Here is a 16,911-nt window from a genome sequence, read left to right on the forward strand (position 1 = left end):
TTTCCGTCACCTTCGACTCACCCCCCGGCCGCGCGCCTCCGCCCCTTTGCTCTGCTTCAACGGACGCAACAGTCACGGTCCGTGCTGCACACGCAATCCGCCCGCACACCGACCAATCAATGGACCCGCAGGTCAGAGTAGGTGTTGCGCCGGTTGAAGCAGAGCAAAGGGCGTGCACCAGCAGGGCGAGCCCCTCGGGGCGGGAGTAAGGCGACAACCAACAGTGACGTCACCGCCGGCAGACGACCTCACGGTCGGTGAAAACGGTGGATGAAAACTCGGGCGGCTGACCGATCAGGCCGGACGGGAGGCCAGGTGGTGCAGCGCGAGACGATAGCCGTCGATGCCGAGACCGCAGATCACCCCGGTCGCCACCGCCGAGATCACCGAGTGGTGCCGGAACTCCTCGCGGGTGTGGATGTTGGAGATGTGCACCTCCACCAGCGGCCCGCGCAGCATCGCGCAGGCGTCGCGCACCGCGTACGAGTAGTGCGACCACGCGGCCGGGTTGAGCACCACGGCGGCGTCCTCGTCGGCGGCGTCGTGCAGCCAACCGAGCAGCTCGTGCTCCGCGTCGGTCTGCCGGACCGTCACGTCGAGCCCCAGCTCCCGACCGGTGGCCTCGCACAGCGCCACCAGGTCGGCGTAGGTAGTCGAGCCGTACACGGCCGGCTCCCGGGTGCCCAGCCGGCCCAGGTTCGGCCCGTTTAGCACGTACACCCTCATGGAGTGGCCAGCTCGCGGTAGGCGGCTTCGAGCAGGGCGTCGTCCGGACCCTCCAGCATCGCCGGGCGGGCCAGCCCGTCCAGCACCACGAACCGCAGCCGGCTGCCGCGCGCCTTCTTGTCCACCCGCATCGCGGCCAGCAGTCGCGGCCAGGCGTCGGCGGGGTAGCTCACCGGCAGGCCGAGCGCGGTCAGGGCGCTCCGGTGCCGGTCGGCGGTCGGGGCGTCCAGCCGGCCGGCGAGCCGGGCCAGCGTGGCGGCGTACACCAGGCCGACCGCGACCGCGTGCCCGTGCCGCCAGCGGTAGCCCTCGTTCTGCTCGATCGCGTGCGCCAGCGTGTGGCCGTAGTTGAGCACCTCACGGACGCCCGACTCGCGCAGGTCACCGGCGACCACGTCGGCCTTGACCCGGACGGCCCGCTCGATCAGCTCGCGGGCCACCGGCCCGCGCGGGTCGGTGGCCGCCACCGGGTCCTGCTCGACGAGATCCAGGATCACCGGGTCGGCGATGAACCCGCACTTGACCACCTCGGCGAGCCCGGCGGCGAGGTCGACGGCGGGCAGGCTGTCGAGGGTGGCCAGGTCGGCGAGCACGCCGACCGGCGGGTGGAACGCGCCGACCAGGTTCTTGCCGGCGGCGGTGTTGATTCCGGTCTTGCCACCCACCGCCGCGTCCACCATGCCCAGCAGCGAGGTGGCGACCGGCACCCAGCGCACCCCGCGCAACCAGCAGGCCGCGACGAACCCGGCCAGGTCGGTCACCGCGCCGCCACCCACCCCGACCACCACGTCGGTACGGGTGAAGCCGGCCGCGCCGAGCCGGTCCCAACAGGCGGCCGCCACGTCGATCTGCTTACCCGACTCGGCGTCGGGCACCTCGATCGGCAGCGGGTCGACGCCGGCCGCGCGCAGCCGCTCACCGACAGCGTAGGCCAGGGTCTTGAGCGGGGGCGTGTGCAGCACCGCCGCCCTGGTCGCGCCGGGCAGCAGCCCGGGCAGCGCGTCCAGCAGGTCGCGTCCGACCAGCACGTCGTACGGTCGTTCGCCGCCGACCGGAATCCGGGTCACCTCGTCCATCGCCGGCAGCCTAGTCCAGCGGACGACGTGGCGAGGGCGTCTGTCCACCTGCTGGCCGGGCGGCCCAGGCGGCCAGCAGAAGCGCGTGCTCGGCCACGGCGGCGCGCAACGCGTCCGGGTGGCGCACGGTGAACGGACAGCCGAGCCGCGCGAGCAGCGCCGCCATGCCGGGAAGGCTCTCCGCTCGGGCCCGGAGCAGCACACCGTCGCCGCTGGGGGTCAGCTCGGCCACACTGGCCGGGATGCGCCGCCGGGCGGCGACCAGATCGGTCTCCAGCAGCACCTCGATCTCGTGCCGATACGGCACGCCGGCCAGCGACCGGGTCAGCCACGCCACCGCGTCGAAGTCGTCCGGCACCGTGAACGTCGCCGTGCCCGGCGTGACGGTCGCACTCCGGTGCAGCGGGAACGTGCGCACCTCGCCGCGCCGGTGGTCGTGACCGGTGACGTACCAGCGGCCGGCGTGGAAGACCAGCCCGTACGGGTCGAGGTCACGATGCGACCGCTCACCGCGCCACGAGCGGTAGTCCAGACTCACCCGCCGCCGGTTCCGGGCGGCCCCGGTCGGCGAGCACCGGGATGCCCAGCTCGACCAGTGTGGCCGCATAGCGGCGCACGGTCCGTTCGTCCACACCGAGCCGGCTCGCGAGGTCGCCCGCCGTCGCCCGGTGCCGAGCCTGGAGCAGCTCGAGCAGGGCCAGCACCCGACCGGCGGGATGAGACAACGGGCCACTCCTCGAAACCGGGCGGGTTCTGTCCGGATTCGATCGTACGGTCGGTCGGTACCCGAGAGAAGGAGCGACAGATGGCGACGTTCGTACTGGTGCCGGGGTTCTGGTTGGGTGCCTGGGCGTGGCGGGAGGTGACCGGTCTGCTGCGCGCGCAGGGGCACGACGTGTACCCGATGACGTTGACCGGGTTGGCCGAGCGCCAGCACCTCGCCGGGCCGCAGGTGACCCTGCGGACGCACACCACCGACATCGTCTCGTTGATCGAGGTCGAGGATCTGCACGACGTGCTGCTGGTCGGGCACTCGGGCGGCGGTATGCCGGTGGCCCAGGCAGCCGACCTCGTCCCGGACCGGATCGACCGGGTGATCTATGTGGAGAGTGGACCGTTGCCGGACGGCACCGCACAGTTCGACACCGTGCCGCCGGAGGAACAGCAACGACTGCGCGCTTTGATCGGCGACGGTGACCTGCTGCCGCCGCCGGCCTGGGATCCGGCGGCCGACCCGACGAACCTGGCCGGCCTGGACGAGCCGACGCTGGCGCTGCTGCGCGCCCGCACCACCGGGCAGCCGCTGCGCACGGCCACCGACCCGGTACGGCGTACCGGCGGCCGCCCGGTGCGGACCGCCCTGGTGGCCAGCACCTTCCCGCTCACCGTGGTGCGCGAGATGATCGCCCAACGGCACCCGTTCTTCACCGGCCTGGCCGAGGGCCCGTTGTACGAGCTGCCCACCGGGCACTGGCCGATGCTCAGCGAGCCGAAGGCGCTGGCCGACGTGCTCGACCTGGTCGCCCGACTCTGACACCGCGCCGATCTTGCGGTTGTGGTTGTCGAGATACCGGAAATGCCCCGGTACGTCGGCGCAGCAACTGCAAGATCGCGCAAAGGGGCGGGGCGAGGGCGAGGGCGGGGGGTGGGGGGCGGGGGTGGGGTGGGGGCAGGTCAGTGCGGGAGCAGGGCGGCGACCTCGGCGACGACCGCGGCCGGCGTCCGGCCGTCGGTGGCCACCGTGTCGGTGGCGACCTCGGCGTAGAGGGGCTTGCGCTGGTCCATCAGGTGCTTGAGGGTGGCTCGCGGGTTGATCGCCAGCAGCGGCCGGCCCGCGCCAAGGCCGACTCGCCGTACCGCGTCGGGCAGCTCCACCGACAGGTGGACGACCCGGTGCCCCACCAGGGCGGCCCTGGTCTCCTCGGCCAGGACGGCACCGCCGCCGAGAGCGAGCACGCCGGTGCCCGCGGCGAGCGCCGCAGCGACGGCGGCCCGTTCCAGGGCCCGGAAGTGCTCCTCGCCCTCGTCGATGAAGATCTCCGGGATACTCTTGCCGGCCATCTGCTCGATGTCGGTGTCGGTGTCCCGGAACTCCACGCCGAGGGTGGCGGCGAGCGCCTGCCCCACGGTGGTCTTGCCGCAGCCGGGCACCCCGACCAGGACGACGACCGGCGCCATCAGCGGATGACCAACGCGTCTAGGTAGCCGGCGACGTTGCGGCGGATCTCGGCGACCGAGTCGCCGCCGAACTTCTCGGTGGCCGCCTCGGCCAGCACGAGGGCCACCATCGCCTCGGCGACGATCGCGGCGGCGGGCACGGCGCAGACGTCGGAGCGCTGGTTGATCGCGGTCGCCGGCTCGCCGGTGAGGACATCCACGGTGGCCAGCGCCCGGTTGAGCGAGGAGATCGGCTTCATGGCGGCGCGGACCCGCAGCGGCTCGCCGGTGGTGATGCCACCCTCCAGACCGCCGGCCCGGTCGGTGACGCGACGGACTCCGGTGGCCGACGGGATGATCTCGTCGTGCGCCTCGGAGCCACGGGAGCGGGCCTGCTGCCACCCGTCGCCGATCTCCACACCCTTTATCGCCTGGATGGACATCAGCGCGGTGGCCAGTCGGGCGTCGAGCTTGCGGTCCCACTGCACGTGACTACCCAGACCCGGCGGCACCCCGTACGCCAGCACCTCCACCACGCCGCCGAGGGTGTCGGCGGCCTTCTTCGCGGCGTCGACCTCGGCCACCATCAGGGCGCTGGCCTGCGGGTCGAGGCAGCGCAGCGGGTCGGCGTCGATGCGGTCGGCGTCCTGCGGGGTCGGACGTAGCCCGGGCTTCGCGGCCACCGGCCCCAACTCGACGACGTGCGAGACGATCTCGATGCCGAGTGCCTGCCGGATCAGCGCCTTGGCGACGGTGCCGACGGCCACCCGGGCGGCGGTCTCCCGGGCGCTGGCGCGCTCCAGGATCGGCCGCGCGTCGGTGTGGCCGTACTTCTGCATGCCGGCCAGGTCGGCGTGGCCGGGCCGGGGGCGGGTCAGCGGCGCGTTGCGGGCCTGTCGGGCCAGCTCGTCGGGGTCGACGGGGTCGGCGGCCATCACCGTCTGCCACTTGGGCCACTCGGAGTTGCCGACCCGGATCGCCACCGGACTGCCCAGCGTGACGCCGTGCCGCAGCCCGCCGATCACCTCGACCTCGTCCTGCTCGAACGACATCCGGGCACCACGGCCGTAGCCCAGCCGACGGCGGGCCAGCTCGCCGGCGATCTCGGTGGTGCTCACCTCGATGCCGGCCGGCACCCCCTCCAGCAACGCGACGAGGGCGGGGCCGTGCGATTCACCTGCAGTCAACCAGCGCAACACAGCGGTCAGTCTGTCACGGCGCGCGACGGGCACGTCGCGCTGCCCGCCGCGTCCCGCCCTGCGGACGGCCGGGACCGTCCGCAGGGCGGCCGCACGCGACGCTCCGCACGACGGATCAGATGCCCCGGCCGCGCTTGTGCAGGGTGCGGAGCACCGAGTCGGCGCGAACCACCCGACCGGCGACCGCGAGCGCCAGGTAGGCGCGCGGCTCGCGGGGATTGCTGCGCAGGGTGCGTCGTGCCCAGCGCAGCGCGCCCCGCCGATCACCGGAGGCGGCCCGCGCGAAGGCGATCTGGCCGGTGACCCGGGCCTCGCCGGCCGGCTGCCCGGCGAACTCCGGGTAGCGCCGCAGCAGCCACTGCAACGCCTCGGAGATGGTGTCCCACCGCTGGGCGAAGTACGACCGCTTGTGCCAGCGCACCAGCACCGACGGCGTCCGCAGGTTGATCAGAGGCGCGCTGCGGGCGGCGCGCAGCAGGAACTCGTAGTCCTCCGCGTAGCTGCCCGGGATCTCCTCGTCCACCAGGCCGAAGCCGTCGCGCAGGGCCGCCGCCCGGATCAGGAAGGTGGACGGGTGCAGCTCGGTCAACCGGTCCCGCAGGAGGTCGTCCAGGGTGATCCGGTCCTTGTCGAGCACCCGGTCGACGGTGTGCCCGTCGTAGCTGACCCGGATGCCGCAGCAGACGAACTCGGCGTTCGGGTCGGCGGCCAACGCCTCGACCTGGGCGGCCAGCTTGCCGGGCAGCCACTCGTCGTCGTCGTCGCAGAACGCGACCAACTCGCCCTCGGCGGCGAGGGTGCCGCTGTTGCGCGCACCGGCCAGCCCGGGCGCGCGCCCGTTGGCGATGACCCGGACCGTCCGGTCCGGCCCGCTCAGGCCGGCCAGCGACTCGTCCGGCGTGGACTGGTCGAACACGACCACGGCCTCGATCGTGCCCGCGTACTCCTGGGCGAGGATCGCGGCCACGGCGGCGCGCAGCAGTTCGGGGCGGTCCCGGGTGGGCACCACGACGCTGACGCTCGGCTGGCGGGTCATCGGGTCTCCTTCGTCGGCTGGCCGGCGCGCGGCCAGGTCCGCCAGCGGGGTCGGTGCCGGCTCGACCGGGCCACCAGGTCGTCGACGATCTGCCCGACCCGGGCGACGGCCGCGCGACGGGCCTCGTGTGCGGCCGGGTCGGCCTGGACCGCGTACCGGGACGGGTCGGCCTGTCCGGCGACGAGAGCGTCGTGCAACTCCTCGCGCGTCTCGCAGAGCGCCACCAGCCCGGCCGCGCCGAGCCGACGCGCGAAGAGCTGCTGGTGGTCGTCGACGTGCTCGCCGCGTGCCGGGTCGCGGGGCACCACGATCGGCAGGTGGCCGTGCCGGCGCGCCTCCAGGATCGTCGCCGGGCCGCCGTGACACACCACCAGGTCGGCGTCCGCCATCGCCTCTTGCAGGGCGTCGTGGCCGAGGAACGGCACCGCGCCGGGCAGGGGCGGCGCGTCGGTGTGCCCGTGCTGCACGGTCAGGCCGATCGGGCCGGCCCCCTCGTGCCACTGCGCCAGCCAGTTGACCAGTCGGTCGAACGGGTGCTTGTCGGTGCCGACCGCGACGAGCAGTTGGAGCTGCTCGACGGGGTTCGTGTCGCGCTGGCGCGGCAACCGGGACGACTCGGCGTCGTCGGGCCGGTGCGACTGGGCGCGGCGGGTGGTGCCCTCCTCCCCGCTCACAGCAGCGTCCCCACGACGGTGGCCTCCGGGTACTGCCGGCGCTGTTCGTCCCACTGCACGAGCATCGCGGACAGGAACGGGCGGCAGAGGCGGGCCGTCAACGTCGGGGTGTCGATCCGGTCGTACACCTCGATGTAGACGGTCGGGATGCGACGCAGCCGGGCCAGCACCACGAACGGCACGGCCACGCCGGCACCGGTGGTGACCACGGCCGCGACCCGCCGACGCCGCAGCACCCGCCAGGCCAGCAGCGCGTTGCGCAGCAGGTTGGGTACGTTGCGGGTGGTCGGGTGGTGCGCCGGCACCAGGTCCTCGCCGGTCAGCAGCGACACTGCCTCCGGGGTGTCGAAGGTGACCCAGCAGCGCCGCCACCGTTCGTACCAGGGGCGCAGGGCGAGAAGTTGAGCCAGGTGGCCACCGCTGGATCCGACCAGCAGCAGCACCGGCGATTCGTCGTCGTTGTTCGTGTCCACGCGACTCCCCACAAGTCCGCTTGGAATTCCGGTTCACGCAAGGCAGAAGCAGATCACAGGTTTCCCGGTCGTTGAATAGCGCGACCGGAGGAGGCGACGATCTCCCTTCGGCGTGCTCAGGCCCATTGTCGACCCCGCAGCACATTGACCACCGTCACGACCTGCCATTATGTCGTCACGCTACGACGCGCACCCGGCGTCGAGAATTCTCCCGTTCACTCGCTATGTCGTTTCTCGATGACGTCCAACAGTGCGGGATGCAGCGCGGCGTTCCACCCGGCGCCGGCGTCCGCCAGCCGCCACGTGCGTAGCCACATCTCCAGCAGGTACGCGTCCGCCACCAGAGCGCGCCCCGCCGCGTCGAGGCCCAGCCGGTCGCCGTGCCGGCTCAGGTGCGCGTCCACCGCCGCGGCGGCCACGGCCGCCGGCTCGCCGCGCAGCACCAACGAGCGCTGGAACGCGTCGTGGGCCAGGTCGAAGCCGACCGGTACGTCCGGACCACTGTGCTCCCAGTCCCAGGCGACCAGCCGGCCGTCGTGCGTGCCCAGGTTCCACGGCACCCAGTCCCCGTGCCAGTGGCCGAACTCGACGCTCGTGTCGCCGTGCCGACGGGCCAGGGCGGCGACCCCCGCCACCGCCCGCGCCCCGGCCGGCGCGGTCGATGCGGCCCGCTCCGCCTGGGCGGCCAGTCGCGCCAGGAACGTCGATGAGGTCAGCGTGCGGGGCACACCGGGGGCGGCGCCCCGGCGGGCGACCGCGAGCAGCGCCGCGATCCGCGGCGGGTCGTCGACCGGCACTCCGCGTACGTCGGGTGGCAGTGGCTCGATCACCGCGACGACCTGGCCGGCCCATGCCGTCTCGGTGAGCAGCCCCGGCGGCACCGGGTGGTCGGGCACACCGGTCACGGCGCGCAGCGCCCGCAGCGCGCCGGCCTCGGCGGTGACCAGGGCGCGGGTGGCGTCGTTCCAACCGATCTTCGCGTAGCCGCGGGGGCGACCGTCGACGGTGAACAGTTGCAGCGTGGGCTTGACGTTCGGGTCCGGTGGACGCACACCGCACGCGGCCAGCAGGGGCGTGCCGCCCAGCGCGGCGGCGAGCCGCTCGGTCAGCACCAGGTCGGCAACGGACGCCCCCACCGGCACCGACACGGTCAGCGTGGGGAACGGCGCGAGGCCCGCCGCACCGCAGCGGGCCAGCCCACCGAGCGCCGCCCGCAGTGCCCGCACCTTCGGTGGCCGTAACGCGTTGTACGCCAGCAGCGACGCCGCGCCGGCCCGGGGCGAGCCCAGCGGTACGAGGAACCGCGCCCGCGCCACCGACGGCACCACGGCGTACCGGGCCACCGTCCGCTGCCCGGCCGGCACCGCGGCGTCCACGGTCAGCTGGACCCGGTCGTCCGGGAACACCGCACGGCTCACCCAACCCAGCCCGTCCGCCCGCGACCGGGGGTCCGTGGCCGGGGCGACCCCGGTCGTCACGCCGCCCGGTCCGCCCAGTCGAGTTCCAACCCGAGCCGCTCACGCAGCGCGTCGTTGTACGGGCGGTAGTACTCGGTCAGCTCGGTGCGTACCGCCGGCTCCAGCGGTGCCGAGCGCCGGTCGTTGTACACCTTGAAGTTCGGCAGTTCGTACGGCGGCAGCCCGAGGAAGTCGAGGGTGCGCCGATAGGTGGCGCGGGAGTCGCGGTACAGGTCCTCGCTGGGCAGGAAGAGGATCTGAGCGGGGTCGAACCGGTCCAGCCACGGCTCGAGGTGTTCCAGGTAACGCCCCCGCGCCCGGTACGTGTACCAGTCGTACGCCTCGCTGAACGCCTCCGGCTCGGCGATGAGCCGCTCCCGCTCCCCCGCCGTACGCTCCGGCTCGGCGGCCAGCGCGGCGGCGAAGTCCAGCGGCTCGATGCCGTGCGTGCGGCGCTCCTTCCAGTGCGAGTACGCCCGCTCGACCGGATCACGCAGCAGCACAATCAGCTTCACGGTGGGCATCAGCGCGGCGACCCGCTGCGCGGCGAGCGGGTGGAACATGTACAGGGGCGCGGCCTCGCCGACGCGGACCGGCCCGCCGTGCCGTTTCGCGAGTGCCTCGCGCTGCCGCTCGGTCGGGAAGTGCGAGCGGTACCACGCCTCGCCGCGACCCCAGTGCTCCTCGAAGTAGTGCGCGGACTTGGTGTTCCAGGCGGGAAAGAGCCGGGGCACCAGCGGATGCTGGATGAGGTAGTTCCACAGCGAGGTGGTGCCGCCCCGCTTGGTGCCGATGATCAGGAAGTCCGGCAGGGGTCGCCGGTCACTGGTGCGCACCCCGTAGTCGACCAGGGACTCCCTCACCCGGGTGGTCACCTGGGTCGGCACCAACTGCTTGACCCGGTCACGGATGGACGCCACGACGGCCCTCACCTGCCTCTCGTCGATGCCGGGCCGACCCGGCGGCCGTGGCCGCCCCGTCGGACCCACGGATCTGCCTCATGGTCACCCGGATGCCGGCGCGCACCCGGGGCAACGTCAACAAGCCGACGCACCCGGCCAGCAGCACGCCGAGTGCCACCGCCAGGCCGGGTAGGCCACGTCCCCCCGCCAGCACACCGACCGCCGCCGCGGTCCCCACACCGCCGACGGTGGCCGCCGCCGCGCGCAGCGTCGCGGCGTCGACCAGCGGCTCGCCGATCACCGACCGGGCGAAGCCGGAGGCGGTGAGGTTCTCGGTGGCGATGCCGGCGGCCCACGCCAGCGCCGCGCCCGTCGCGCCGTGACCGGGAATCAGCCAGAGCCCGAGCGAGACGGTCACGGTGAGCCCGGCCAGGGTGGACACCAGGTGCAGGCCGCTGCGCCCGCCCATCAGCAGCAGGCTCTGCACGTTGCCCACGCCGGTGTTCACCAGCATCGCCAGCGCCAGCACCGTCATCGCCGGCACACCGGCGGTGAACTCCGGGCCGAACAGTTGCAGGAACGCCAGCGCGAACACCGCCAGCAGCAGGTAGACCGGCCAGGACAGCACCAGCCCCCAGATGGTCAGGTGCCGGTGCACGGCAGCCGCGGCCGCCCGCTCGCCGCGCCCCAGCAGTCGGGACAGTTGCGGTGACACCGCGACCCGCAGGCCCTGCATGGCGAGCTGGCCGGCCAGCACGTAGCGGCCGACCGCGCCGAACACGCCCGCGTCGGCCGGCCCGGCCAGCACCGACGTCAGCAGCACACCGACCCACATGCTGCCCGCGTCGATGGCCGCCGAGGCGGCCCGCGGCAGCGCGAAGCGCCAGAACGTCGACCAGTCGGCGCGGTCCGGCCGCCACGCAGCGCCCCGGCCCAGCCCGAGCGGCCCGGCCACCAGCACCAGGCAGACCAGCAGGGCCAGCGCCGCCGGCACCAACCAGCCGGTCATGCCGGCGAGCAGGCCGCCACCCACCAGCGCGGCGGCGCCGACCAGCGCCGGGCGGGCCACCGGGAGCAGGAGGAACTGCACGCCGACGTACGCGCGGATGGGTCGCACGCAGCGCAACGCGGCCAGCAGCAGGGTCATCGCCACCACCACCGGTACGGCGGCGAAGGTCAGCGTCAGCAACCCGTGGCCCGCGTCGCCCGACCCACGCAGCAGGCGGGGGGCGAGCGTGTCGGCGCTCAGCGCTCCCACGACGGCGACGACCATCCCGGCCAGCAGCGGTGGGATCAGCGCCACCGGCAGCACCCGGGCCGCGTCCCCCCGGACACCGAGACGCCGCCGGGGCACCGCCCACATGAGACCGGTCTCCGCACCGAGCGTGCAGACCGCGGTGGCCACGGTCACCACGCCGATCGCGGCGAAGAACGCCCCCGCGCCGGTTGTCCCGTACCCCCGGGTGATCACCACGGCCAGCACGAACCCGAACAGGCCGCTGGTGGCCGCGCCGAGCAGCCCGGCAACCCCGCTGCGGGCGCTGCGGCGCGTCTCGACCGCGCCGGTGTCGGCAGCCGCGCCGCCCGACGGGCCGTCCCGGCCGACGCCGGCCGGCTCCCGGGTGGCGGCGGTCACGCCGGCACCGCCAGGGCGGGCGCGAGCGGCGGACGCCCCGGCTGCGGGCGGGGCGCGCGTTCGCGTTCGGTGAGCGCCATGGCGAAGCCGACCGCGAAGAAGGCGACCGCCAGGTTCTGGTTGGCCATGCCGTAGAACGGGATCTGTACGAGGCACACCACCGGCACCACCGCCAGCCACTGACCGGCCGCCGACGTCGCCCGCGCGCAGGTCACCGCGGCGGCCACGAACCAACCGAGAAAACAGAGCAGCGCCGGTACGCCGTGACTGAAGAGCACCATCCACAGCTGTCCCTGGGTGCCGATCGGCGCGTCCGCCGAGACGGTGTCCACGTTCACCGGAGCGCCGTAGCCCAGCCACGGGGAATCCTGCACCCGGCGGATCACCTCCGTGTAGAGCGACAACCGGTCGGTGTTGGTGTCGCTGGAGTCGACGCGCTTGTTGATCAACTCGGTGATCGGGATGAAGAGCGTGGCCAACCCTCCGATCACCACCACGCCGACGATGGACGCGGCGACGCGGACGTTGCCGCGCAGGCTGGCCCGAACCCCCAGCACCGCGAGCCCCGCGCCGAGGCTGAGGAACATCGCCCGGTTCAGGGTGAGGAACGCCGGGGCCAACGACAGCGGCAACGACGCCAGCAGCGTCCACCGCAACAGCCCGCGACGGCGCAGCATGGTGTACGCCACCACGCACGGCAGCGTCATCGCGTACGCGCTGCCGTAGTTGTTGGTGTACGCGAACGGCGCGGCGGGCCGGTAGATCGGGTTGAGCGAGCGGGGGCTGTACTCCGCCGTGGTCGCGTGCACCATGTCCTGGATGAACGGGGTACGGGCGACGCCGGCCGGCAGCAGCACCTCCATCGGGGTGGCCAACGCGAACCGGGGCACCAGCACCCCGAGCCAGCCCAGCACCACCAGCGCGAACCAGAACGCGCAGAGTGGGGTGAGCACCGCCACGAGGTCGGCCCGTTCCCGGGCGGCGACGTAGACGTAGACGCCGACCACCAACGCGGTCAGGTAGAAGGCCAGCCGCAGCGCGAACGTCAGCAGCGAGGCCGGCGAGGGAAGTTGTGTGGCGCTGACGACCACGATCGCCAGGAACAGCAGCCAGATGCCGGCCGCCGGAGGCAGCGGCACCCGGCCCCGGGCGAGCAGCAACGCGAGCAGCAGTGCGCCCAGCAGTGGCCAGCCCAGGTAGAACGCCCCGAGCAACCACCACAGCGGCACGAGCCCGAACATCAACGCCAGGGGCCAGAGCGGCAACCGGGCCGGAGTCGGTGTCGGCGGCGGCACGGCGGCGCTCGGTGTGCCGCCGGGTGGCTGCTCGGTCGCCGGGGCGCGGGTGACCGACACCGGTCAGGCCCGGCCGTTGCGGGTGAGGACGAAGCCCAGCGGGGTGACTCCGGCGGCACGCAGCCGCTCGACGAGCCGCCGCAGGTCGCTCTGACGCGTGCGGTCCCGCTCGATGACCACCACGGCGCTGCCCTGCCGGGCGACCGCCACGCCGCGCTCGTCGGACTCCGCCGGCGGCGCGTTGAACAGCACCAGGCCATGGTCGGCGCCCTGCCGCCAGGTGCCGAAGCGGACGCTGCCCACCCCCACGGTCACCTCGTCCGCCGAGGCCGGCTTTCCGTTGTCGGGGCGGGCCGACGCCACCCGGGGCAGGGTGAGGGTGGCGTCCGGATCGGTGGACGGACGTGCACCGGGCGGATGCGGGGAGGGCCGCCGGGGTGCCGGGTTCTCCGCGGAAGCACCGCTCGCCGCCGGGGTGCCGGCCGGACGTGGCTTGGGCACCAGCGGTCGGGACGGGTCGACGGGCAGCCGCCCACGGTCGGCGAGGACGCCGGCGCGCAGGCGTTCGACGCGGCCGCTGTCGTCGGCGACGAAGACCTCCCGACCGTCGGCGGCGAGCGCCACGGCCAGCCCGGCGGTGAGCGCCGTGGCGTCCTCGCGGGAGGTGACCAGCGCGACCCGGGCCGGCTGGCGCACCCGTTCGGTGACCGCCATCGCCACGTAGCGGATGTCCGCGTCGACCGCCCGCGGACTGCCCCGGAACGGCGGCCGGCGTACCGTGCCGAGCAGTGGCAGGCCGGTGGCCTCACGGCCGTCGGTGACCGAGCGGACCCGCCGGTCCGCGGACTCCCACGCGTACGCCAGCACGACGCCGATCAACGCGCCGCCCAGCAGGCCGGCGACCAGGTAGAGCGGTCGATGCCCGGCGGAGGTCACCAGCGCCTGTTCGGCGGTCTGGGTGACCCAGCCGGGGTTGATGTCGACCGCCGCGATCTCGGTGCGGGCCGCGTTGAGCTGGGTGAGCTGGTTGTTGATGCCGGACAGCTCGGCCAGTGCCGCATCGCCGGCGGCGGTGCCCTTGGCGCTGCTCGCGCGCTTCTGCACCGCCGCCTGCTGGGCGACGACCTTGGTGATGCTGGCGTCGTAGGAGCGCAGCATCTCGGCACGCTGCTGCTCGTACATGGCGCGTCGCACGTCGAGGTAGGCCTGCGCGGCGAGGTTGGCGCCCTGCACGGCCCGCTGCGGGTCGTGCGTCTGATAGGTGAAGCGCAGGATCTGCCCGCCGGTGGGCACCTCGACCTCGAGGCCGTTGCGGATGTCACGCGGCGCGGCACCGAGGGCGTTGGCAAGCCGCTGGACCACCTCGGTGCCGGTGGCGAGGCCGCTCTCCACGTTCATGTTGACGGCGCGGTCGGCGCCGGCGCCGCTGGGGGTGAAGGCGTCGGTGACCACCGGTCGGACCGCCACGACCGCGCTGGCGGTCACCGCCGCCGGCACCAGCAGCACGTAGCCCAGGGCGGCGAGCAGGCCGACCAGGGCGACGGCGGCCACCAGGCGCAGCCGGTGCATCGGCACCCGCAGCAGGTCGGAGAGCGTGACGACACGAGTGGCGTCGGGGCTCGACGAGGCGGGTGGCCAGGAGGCGGGTGTCGCGTCAGTCATGGAACTTCTTCACCGTCTGTTGAGGATTGCCCACCACGACGACGCCCGGCGGCACGTCGGTCCGCACCACCGCTGCCGCGCCCACGACGCTGTCCCGGCCGACACGGACCCCCTTGAGCACCAGGGCGTGCGCGCCGACCCACACGTTCTCCTCCAGCACGATCGGGGCGCGGGTGGCCGGCCCCGGTGGCGCGTGTCGCTGGTCGGGCGGCAGGTTGTGGAAATCGTTGTCGAGCAGTTCGCAGTCGGACAGCAGGCACCGGTCCCCGACGGTCACCGACGTCCAGGTGCCGATCCAGGTGGCGTTGAGCAGACAGTCGGCGCCGACGCGTACCTCGCCGGGGCCGGCGAAGCGGACCAGCTTGTTGAGGCGGGTACGGTCACCGATGCTGACCCGTACGCCCCTGCGCAACCTGATCCGGCCTCGGATCTGCACGTCCCGCCCGAGGGTCAACCGCCGGTAACGCAACCTGTACCAGGCGCGTTTGAGCGCGAAAACCAGGTGGACCGCCCGTTTCGCGCGGAATCCAGCGCCGCCGACCAACGATCCCTCCCCACATCGCGGGGCCGGCGGCGGTGGTACCGCCGCCGACCAGACGTGAACAATCTACCGATCCTCCGTTACGTTTGGTTGACCGTCACTGCACGGAGAAGAACATTGAGGGGACGGACCAGGACAAGTCGGGTGTCGCTGCGGCGATGAGCGTCGTCGCGGTGCCGTTGACGACAGCGGTCGGCGCGGCCGTCGGGTCGAACGGGACGCTGCGCAACCCGCCGTCAGTCGCACCGTAGACGATCCGACCGTCCACCCAGGCCATGCCACGCACGCTCGACCAGGTGACACCACTCGTCGGCAACGCGAACTCGGTGGCGCCGAGGTAGTTGCCGTCGATCTCGAAGTAGCGGTAGTAGAGGCCGTTGGCGCCGGTACGGGTGTAGTAGAGCCGACCGTCCAGGTAGAAGGCGCCGGTGAGAGCCGCCGGGTTGAACCAGTCGTTGTAGCCGGACGCCTCCCACGGCGAGCCGATCGCGCCGCCGTTGAACAACGAGACGTCGATCCGGCTACCGGTGGGCGTACCGGCCACGGTGTGCGACCAGTAGATCCGATCGTCGACCCGCCAGGTCGCGCCGGACGCGGTGTACGTGGGCTGGCTGACGGTGGTCGCCGCACCCAGCGTCGCGCTGTCGAACGGCACCTTCGACACGGCGCCCGCGCCGGTGCCCAGGTAGAGGTAGCCACTGCTACCGCTCGGCGGATTCTTCGCCGTGAAGGTGCGACCGCCGGCGAGCGGGAACATACCGAGCCGCCCGTGGTACTCCTCGCCCATGCCGTCCGAGTTGTGCCCGAAGTAGAGACCGTCCGAGCCGCGCCAGAGCACCGGCACCGACGAGCCCCAGGCGGTGGTGCCGGACGGCATCGACGCGCTGCCACTGCGACGCGGGTTCCAGTTCACCGGCATGCCGGTGGCCGGGGTGACCGCGCCGATGCCGAGCCGGTCGATCGCGCCCGTACCGGCGTTGTCGCTGGCGTTCGGGTTGTTCAACCAGCGGAAGTGCCCACCAAGGTAGATGACGTTGTCGGCCACCTCGACCGAGGTGATGGTGTCGTTGCCGGTGAAGTTGATCCAGGTGCCGACCTGACCGGTGCCGCGCGCCGCGGTCTCGAAGCGGGCCAGCGCGTCGCAGTACGCGGTCGGCCAGCCACCGCCGCCGTTGCTGCCGACCACGAACCAGGTGCCGTCCTCGCCGAACTTGATGTCCTGCACGTAGTGCACGAAGGTCGTCGGGGCCGCGCAGGGCGCGACGTACTTCTCGCTGCTCCAGTCCAGCACCGTCGGGGTGCCGGAGACGTCGACGAGCGCGATCTGGTTGCGCGGCAGGTCGTTGAGGAGCGTGAAGTTGCCGCCGACCGCCAGGGTGTTGCCGTCGGGGCTGACGTCGATGGTCCACACGTACGAGGTGGTGCTGTTGCGCCCGACTGTGGCGTCGACGGAGAACGTGGGGTCGACCGCGCCGGTGGTCGCGTTCAGCCGGCCGAGACCGGCGTGCGCGGTGCCGTTGAGCCAGTTGAACGCGCCGGCCACGTAGAGCCGGTTGCCCGACAGCGCCACATCCCGGACGGTGCCGCCGTCGGAGCGGCCCACCCAGCTGTCGATGATCGCGCCGGTGCTCGGGTTCAGCGCCACCAAGTTCTTGCGGGAGACCCCGTTGACGTTCTTGAAGGCGCCGCCGACGATCAGCGTGCCGCCGGGCCCCGCCAGCAGCGTGTTGACCGCGCCGTCGAGCACCGGCAGGAAGCTGGTGGACATCGTGCCCGTGGTGCGGTCGTACGCGAAGAGGTAGCGCTGCGTGACCCACGCGGACGTGGCGGTCTGCCGGAGCTGGGTGAAGCTGCCGCCGACGAACACGGTGTTGCCGACCTGCGCGAAAGCGCGGGTCTCACCGTCGCGGGCGTGCGGGGTGATGTCGGCGGGATTCCCCGACACCAGGGTCGCGGTTCCGGGGGCCGGTACCACCGCCGCCGAGGAGGCCGTGGGCGTACTGAGCACGGCGGCGGCGACCGCCAGCGCGACCACCCCCGCCCGGGTACGACGTCGTCCTGACAAACGCCATGAGTG

General features: G+C 73.2%; 17 protein-coding genes. 1 reads left to right on the top strand and 16 read right to left on the bottom strand.

Going from position 1 to position 16,911, the window contains the following annotated elements; translation table 11 throughout:
- Positions 1–294 precede the first annotated feature (294 nt).
- From aroQ to ACGFH9_RS14010, 4 genes are read right to left on the bottom strand one after another with little or no spacing between them, the layout of a single operon-like run.
- Positions 295–726: a type II 3-dehydroquinate dehydratase gene (gene aroQ, locus ACGFH9_RS13995; RefSeq protein WP_393218496.1), complete on the bottom strand. Its 432-nt coding sequence runs from the start codon at positions 724–726 to the stop codon at positions 295–297.
- Positions 723–1,802, bottom strand: coding sequence for a 3-dehydroquinate synthase (gene aroB, locus ACGFH9_RS14000; RefSeq protein WP_393218498.1), 1,080 nt, complete (start codon positions 1,800–1,802; stop codon positions 723–725). Before aroB ends, aroQ begins: the two co-directional genes overlap by 4 nt.
- A gap of 10 nt (positions 1,803–1,812) precedes the next feature.
- Positions 1,813–2,340 carry a WYL domain-containing protein gene (locus ACGFH9_RS14005; RefSeq protein ID WP_393218501.1) on the bottom strand — a complete coding sequence of 176 codons (528 nt, stop codon included), beginning with the start codon at positions 2,338–2,340 and terminating at the stop codon, positions 1,813–1,815.
- Positions 2,309–2,527: an HTH domain-containing protein gene (locus tag ACGFH9_RS14010; RefSeq protein ID WP_393218503.1), complete on the bottom strand. Its 219-nt coding sequence runs from the start codon at positions 2,525–2,527 to the stop codon at positions 2,309–2,311. Before ACGFH9_RS14010 ends, ACGFH9_RS14005 begins: the two co-directional genes overlap by 32 nt.
- Before the next feature lie 80 nt (positions 2,528–2,607).
- Between ACGFH9_RS14010 and ACGFH9_RS14015 the strand changes: the two genes are divergently transcribed.
- Positions 2,608–3,336 (top strand): alpha/beta fold hydrolase, encoded by a 729-nt coding sequence (locus ACGFH9_RS14015; RefSeq protein ID WP_393218506.1) that lies wholly within the window; start codon positions 2,608–2,610, stop codon positions 3,334–3,336.
- A gap of 140 nt (positions 3,337–3,476) precedes the next feature.
- On the opposite strand, the gene ACGFH9_RS14020 is transcribed toward ACGFH9_RS14015, so the two are convergent.
- The 12 genes from ACGFH9_RS14020 to ACGFH9_RS14075 all read right to left on the bottom strand — a co-directional run bounded on the left by ACGFH9_RS14020 (position 3,477) and on the right by ACGFH9_RS14075 (position 16,869).
- Entirely contained in the window at positions 3,477–3,980 is a 504-nt protein-coding gene (locus ACGFH9_RS14020) for a shikimate kinase (protein ID WP_393218508.1), read from the bottom strand.
- Entirely contained in the window at positions 3,980–5,158 is a 1,179-nt protein-coding gene (gene aroC / locus ACGFH9_RS14025) for a chorismate synthase (protein WP_393218510.1), read from the bottom strand. The genes ACGFH9_RS14020 and aroC overlap by 1 nt, the downstream gene beginning before the upstream one ends.
- A 115-nt stretch (positions 5,159–5,273) precedes the next feature.
- The gene (locus ACGFH9_RS14030; protein ID WP_393218513.1) at positions 5,274–6,194 is read right to left on the bottom strand and encodes a glycosyltransferase family 2 protein; all 921 of its coding nucleotides are present in this window, start codon (positions 6,192–6,194) and stop codon (positions 5,274–5,276) included.
- Positions 6,191–6,868: a glycosyltransferase gene (locus ACGFH9_RS14035; RefSeq protein ID WP_393218516.1), complete on the bottom strand. Its 678-nt coding sequence runs from the start codon at positions 6,866–6,868 to the stop codon at positions 6,191–6,193. Before ACGFH9_RS14035 ends, ACGFH9_RS14030 begins: the two co-directional genes overlap by 4 nt.
- The gene (locus ACGFH9_RS14040) at positions 6,865–7,341 is read right to left on the bottom strand and encodes a UDP-N-acetylglucosamine--LPS N-acetylglucosamine transferase (protein ID WP_393218518.1); all 477 of its coding nucleotides are present in this window, start codon (positions 7,339–7,341) and stop codon (positions 6,865–6,867) included. The genes ACGFH9_RS14035 and ACGFH9_RS14040 overlap by 4 nt, the downstream gene beginning before the upstream one ends.
- 215 nt (positions 7,342–7,556) lie before the next feature.
- Positions 7,557–8,819, bottom strand: a complete 1,263-nt coding sequence (locus ACGFH9_RS14045; RefSeq protein ID WP_393218521.1) for a hypothetical protein — start codon at positions 8,817–8,819, stop codon at positions 7,557–7,559.
- Complete coding sequence (locus ACGFH9_RS14050; protein ID WP_393218688.1) at positions 8,816–9,718, bottom strand: sulfotransferase domain-containing protein; 903 nt, start codon at positions 9,716–9,718, stop codon at positions 8,816–8,818. Before ACGFH9_RS14050 ends, ACGFH9_RS14045 begins: the two co-directional genes overlap by 4 nt.
- Positions 9,702–11,336 carry a lipopolysaccharide biosynthesis protein gene (locus ACGFH9_RS14055; protein WP_393218523.1) on the bottom strand — a complete coding sequence of 545 codons (1,635 nt, stop codon included), beginning with the start codon at positions 11,334–11,336 and terminating at the stop codon, positions 9,702–9,704. The genes ACGFH9_RS14050 and ACGFH9_RS14055 overlap by 17 nt, the downstream gene beginning before the upstream one ends.
- Entirely contained in the window at positions 11,333–12,691 is a 1,359-nt protein-coding gene (locus ACGFH9_RS14060) for an O-antigen ligase family protein (RefSeq protein ID WP_393218526.1), read from the bottom strand. The genes ACGFH9_RS14055 and ACGFH9_RS14060 overlap by 4 nt, the downstream gene beginning before the upstream one ends.
- 3 nt (positions 12,692–12,694) lie before the next feature.
- Entirely contained in the window at positions 12,695–14,293 is a 1,599-nt protein-coding gene (locus ACGFH9_RS14065; RefSeq protein WP_393218528.1) for a lipopolysaccharide biosynthesis protein, read from the bottom strand.
- Positions 14,286–14,837 (bottom strand): DapH/DapD/GlmU-related protein, encoded by a 552-nt coding sequence (locus ACGFH9_RS14070; protein ID WP_355243108.1) that lies wholly within the window; start codon positions 14,835–14,837, stop codon positions 14,286–14,288. Before ACGFH9_RS14070 ends, ACGFH9_RS14065 begins: the two co-directional genes overlap by 8 nt.
- 94 nt (positions 14,838–14,931) lie before the next feature.
- Complete coding sequence (locus ACGFH9_RS14075) at positions 14,932–16,869, bottom strand: hypothetical protein (RefSeq protein ID WP_393218531.1); 1,938 nt, start codon at positions 16,867–16,869, stop codon at positions 14,932–14,934.
- Between the last annotated feature and the right edge of the window lie 42 nt (positions 16,870–16,911).

The sequence above is a fragment of the Micromonospora sp. NPDC049102 genome, assembly GCF_043197485.1.
GTDB lineage: Bacteria > Actinomycetota > Actinomycetes > Mycobacteriales > Micromonosporaceae > Micromonospora.

Coding starts and splice junctions, on each gene's coding strand:
- aroQ (WP_393218496.1), bottom strand. CDS start 726: ATGAGGGTGTACGTGCTAAACGGGCCGAACCTGGGCCGGCTGGGCACC.
- aroB (WP_393218498.1), bottom strand. CDS start 1,802: ATGGACGAGGTGACCCGGATTCCGGTCGGCGGCGAACGACCGTACGAC.
- ACGFH9_RS14015 (WP_393218506.1), top strand. CDS start 2,608: ATGGCGACGTTCGTACTGGTGCCGGGGTTCTGGTTGGGTGCCTGGGCG.
- ACGFH9_RS14020 (WP_393218508.1), bottom strand. CDS start 3,980: ATGGCGCCGGTCGTCGTCCTGGTCGGGGTGCCCGGCTGCGGCAAGACC.
- ACGFH9_RS14030 (WP_393218513.1), bottom strand. CDS start 6,194: ATGACCCGCCAGCCGAGCGTCAGCGTCGTGGTGCCCACCCGGGACCGC.
- ACGFH9_RS14065 (WP_393218528.1), bottom strand. CDS start 14,293: ATGACTGACGCGACACCCGCCTCCTGGCCACCCGCCTCGTCGAGCCCC.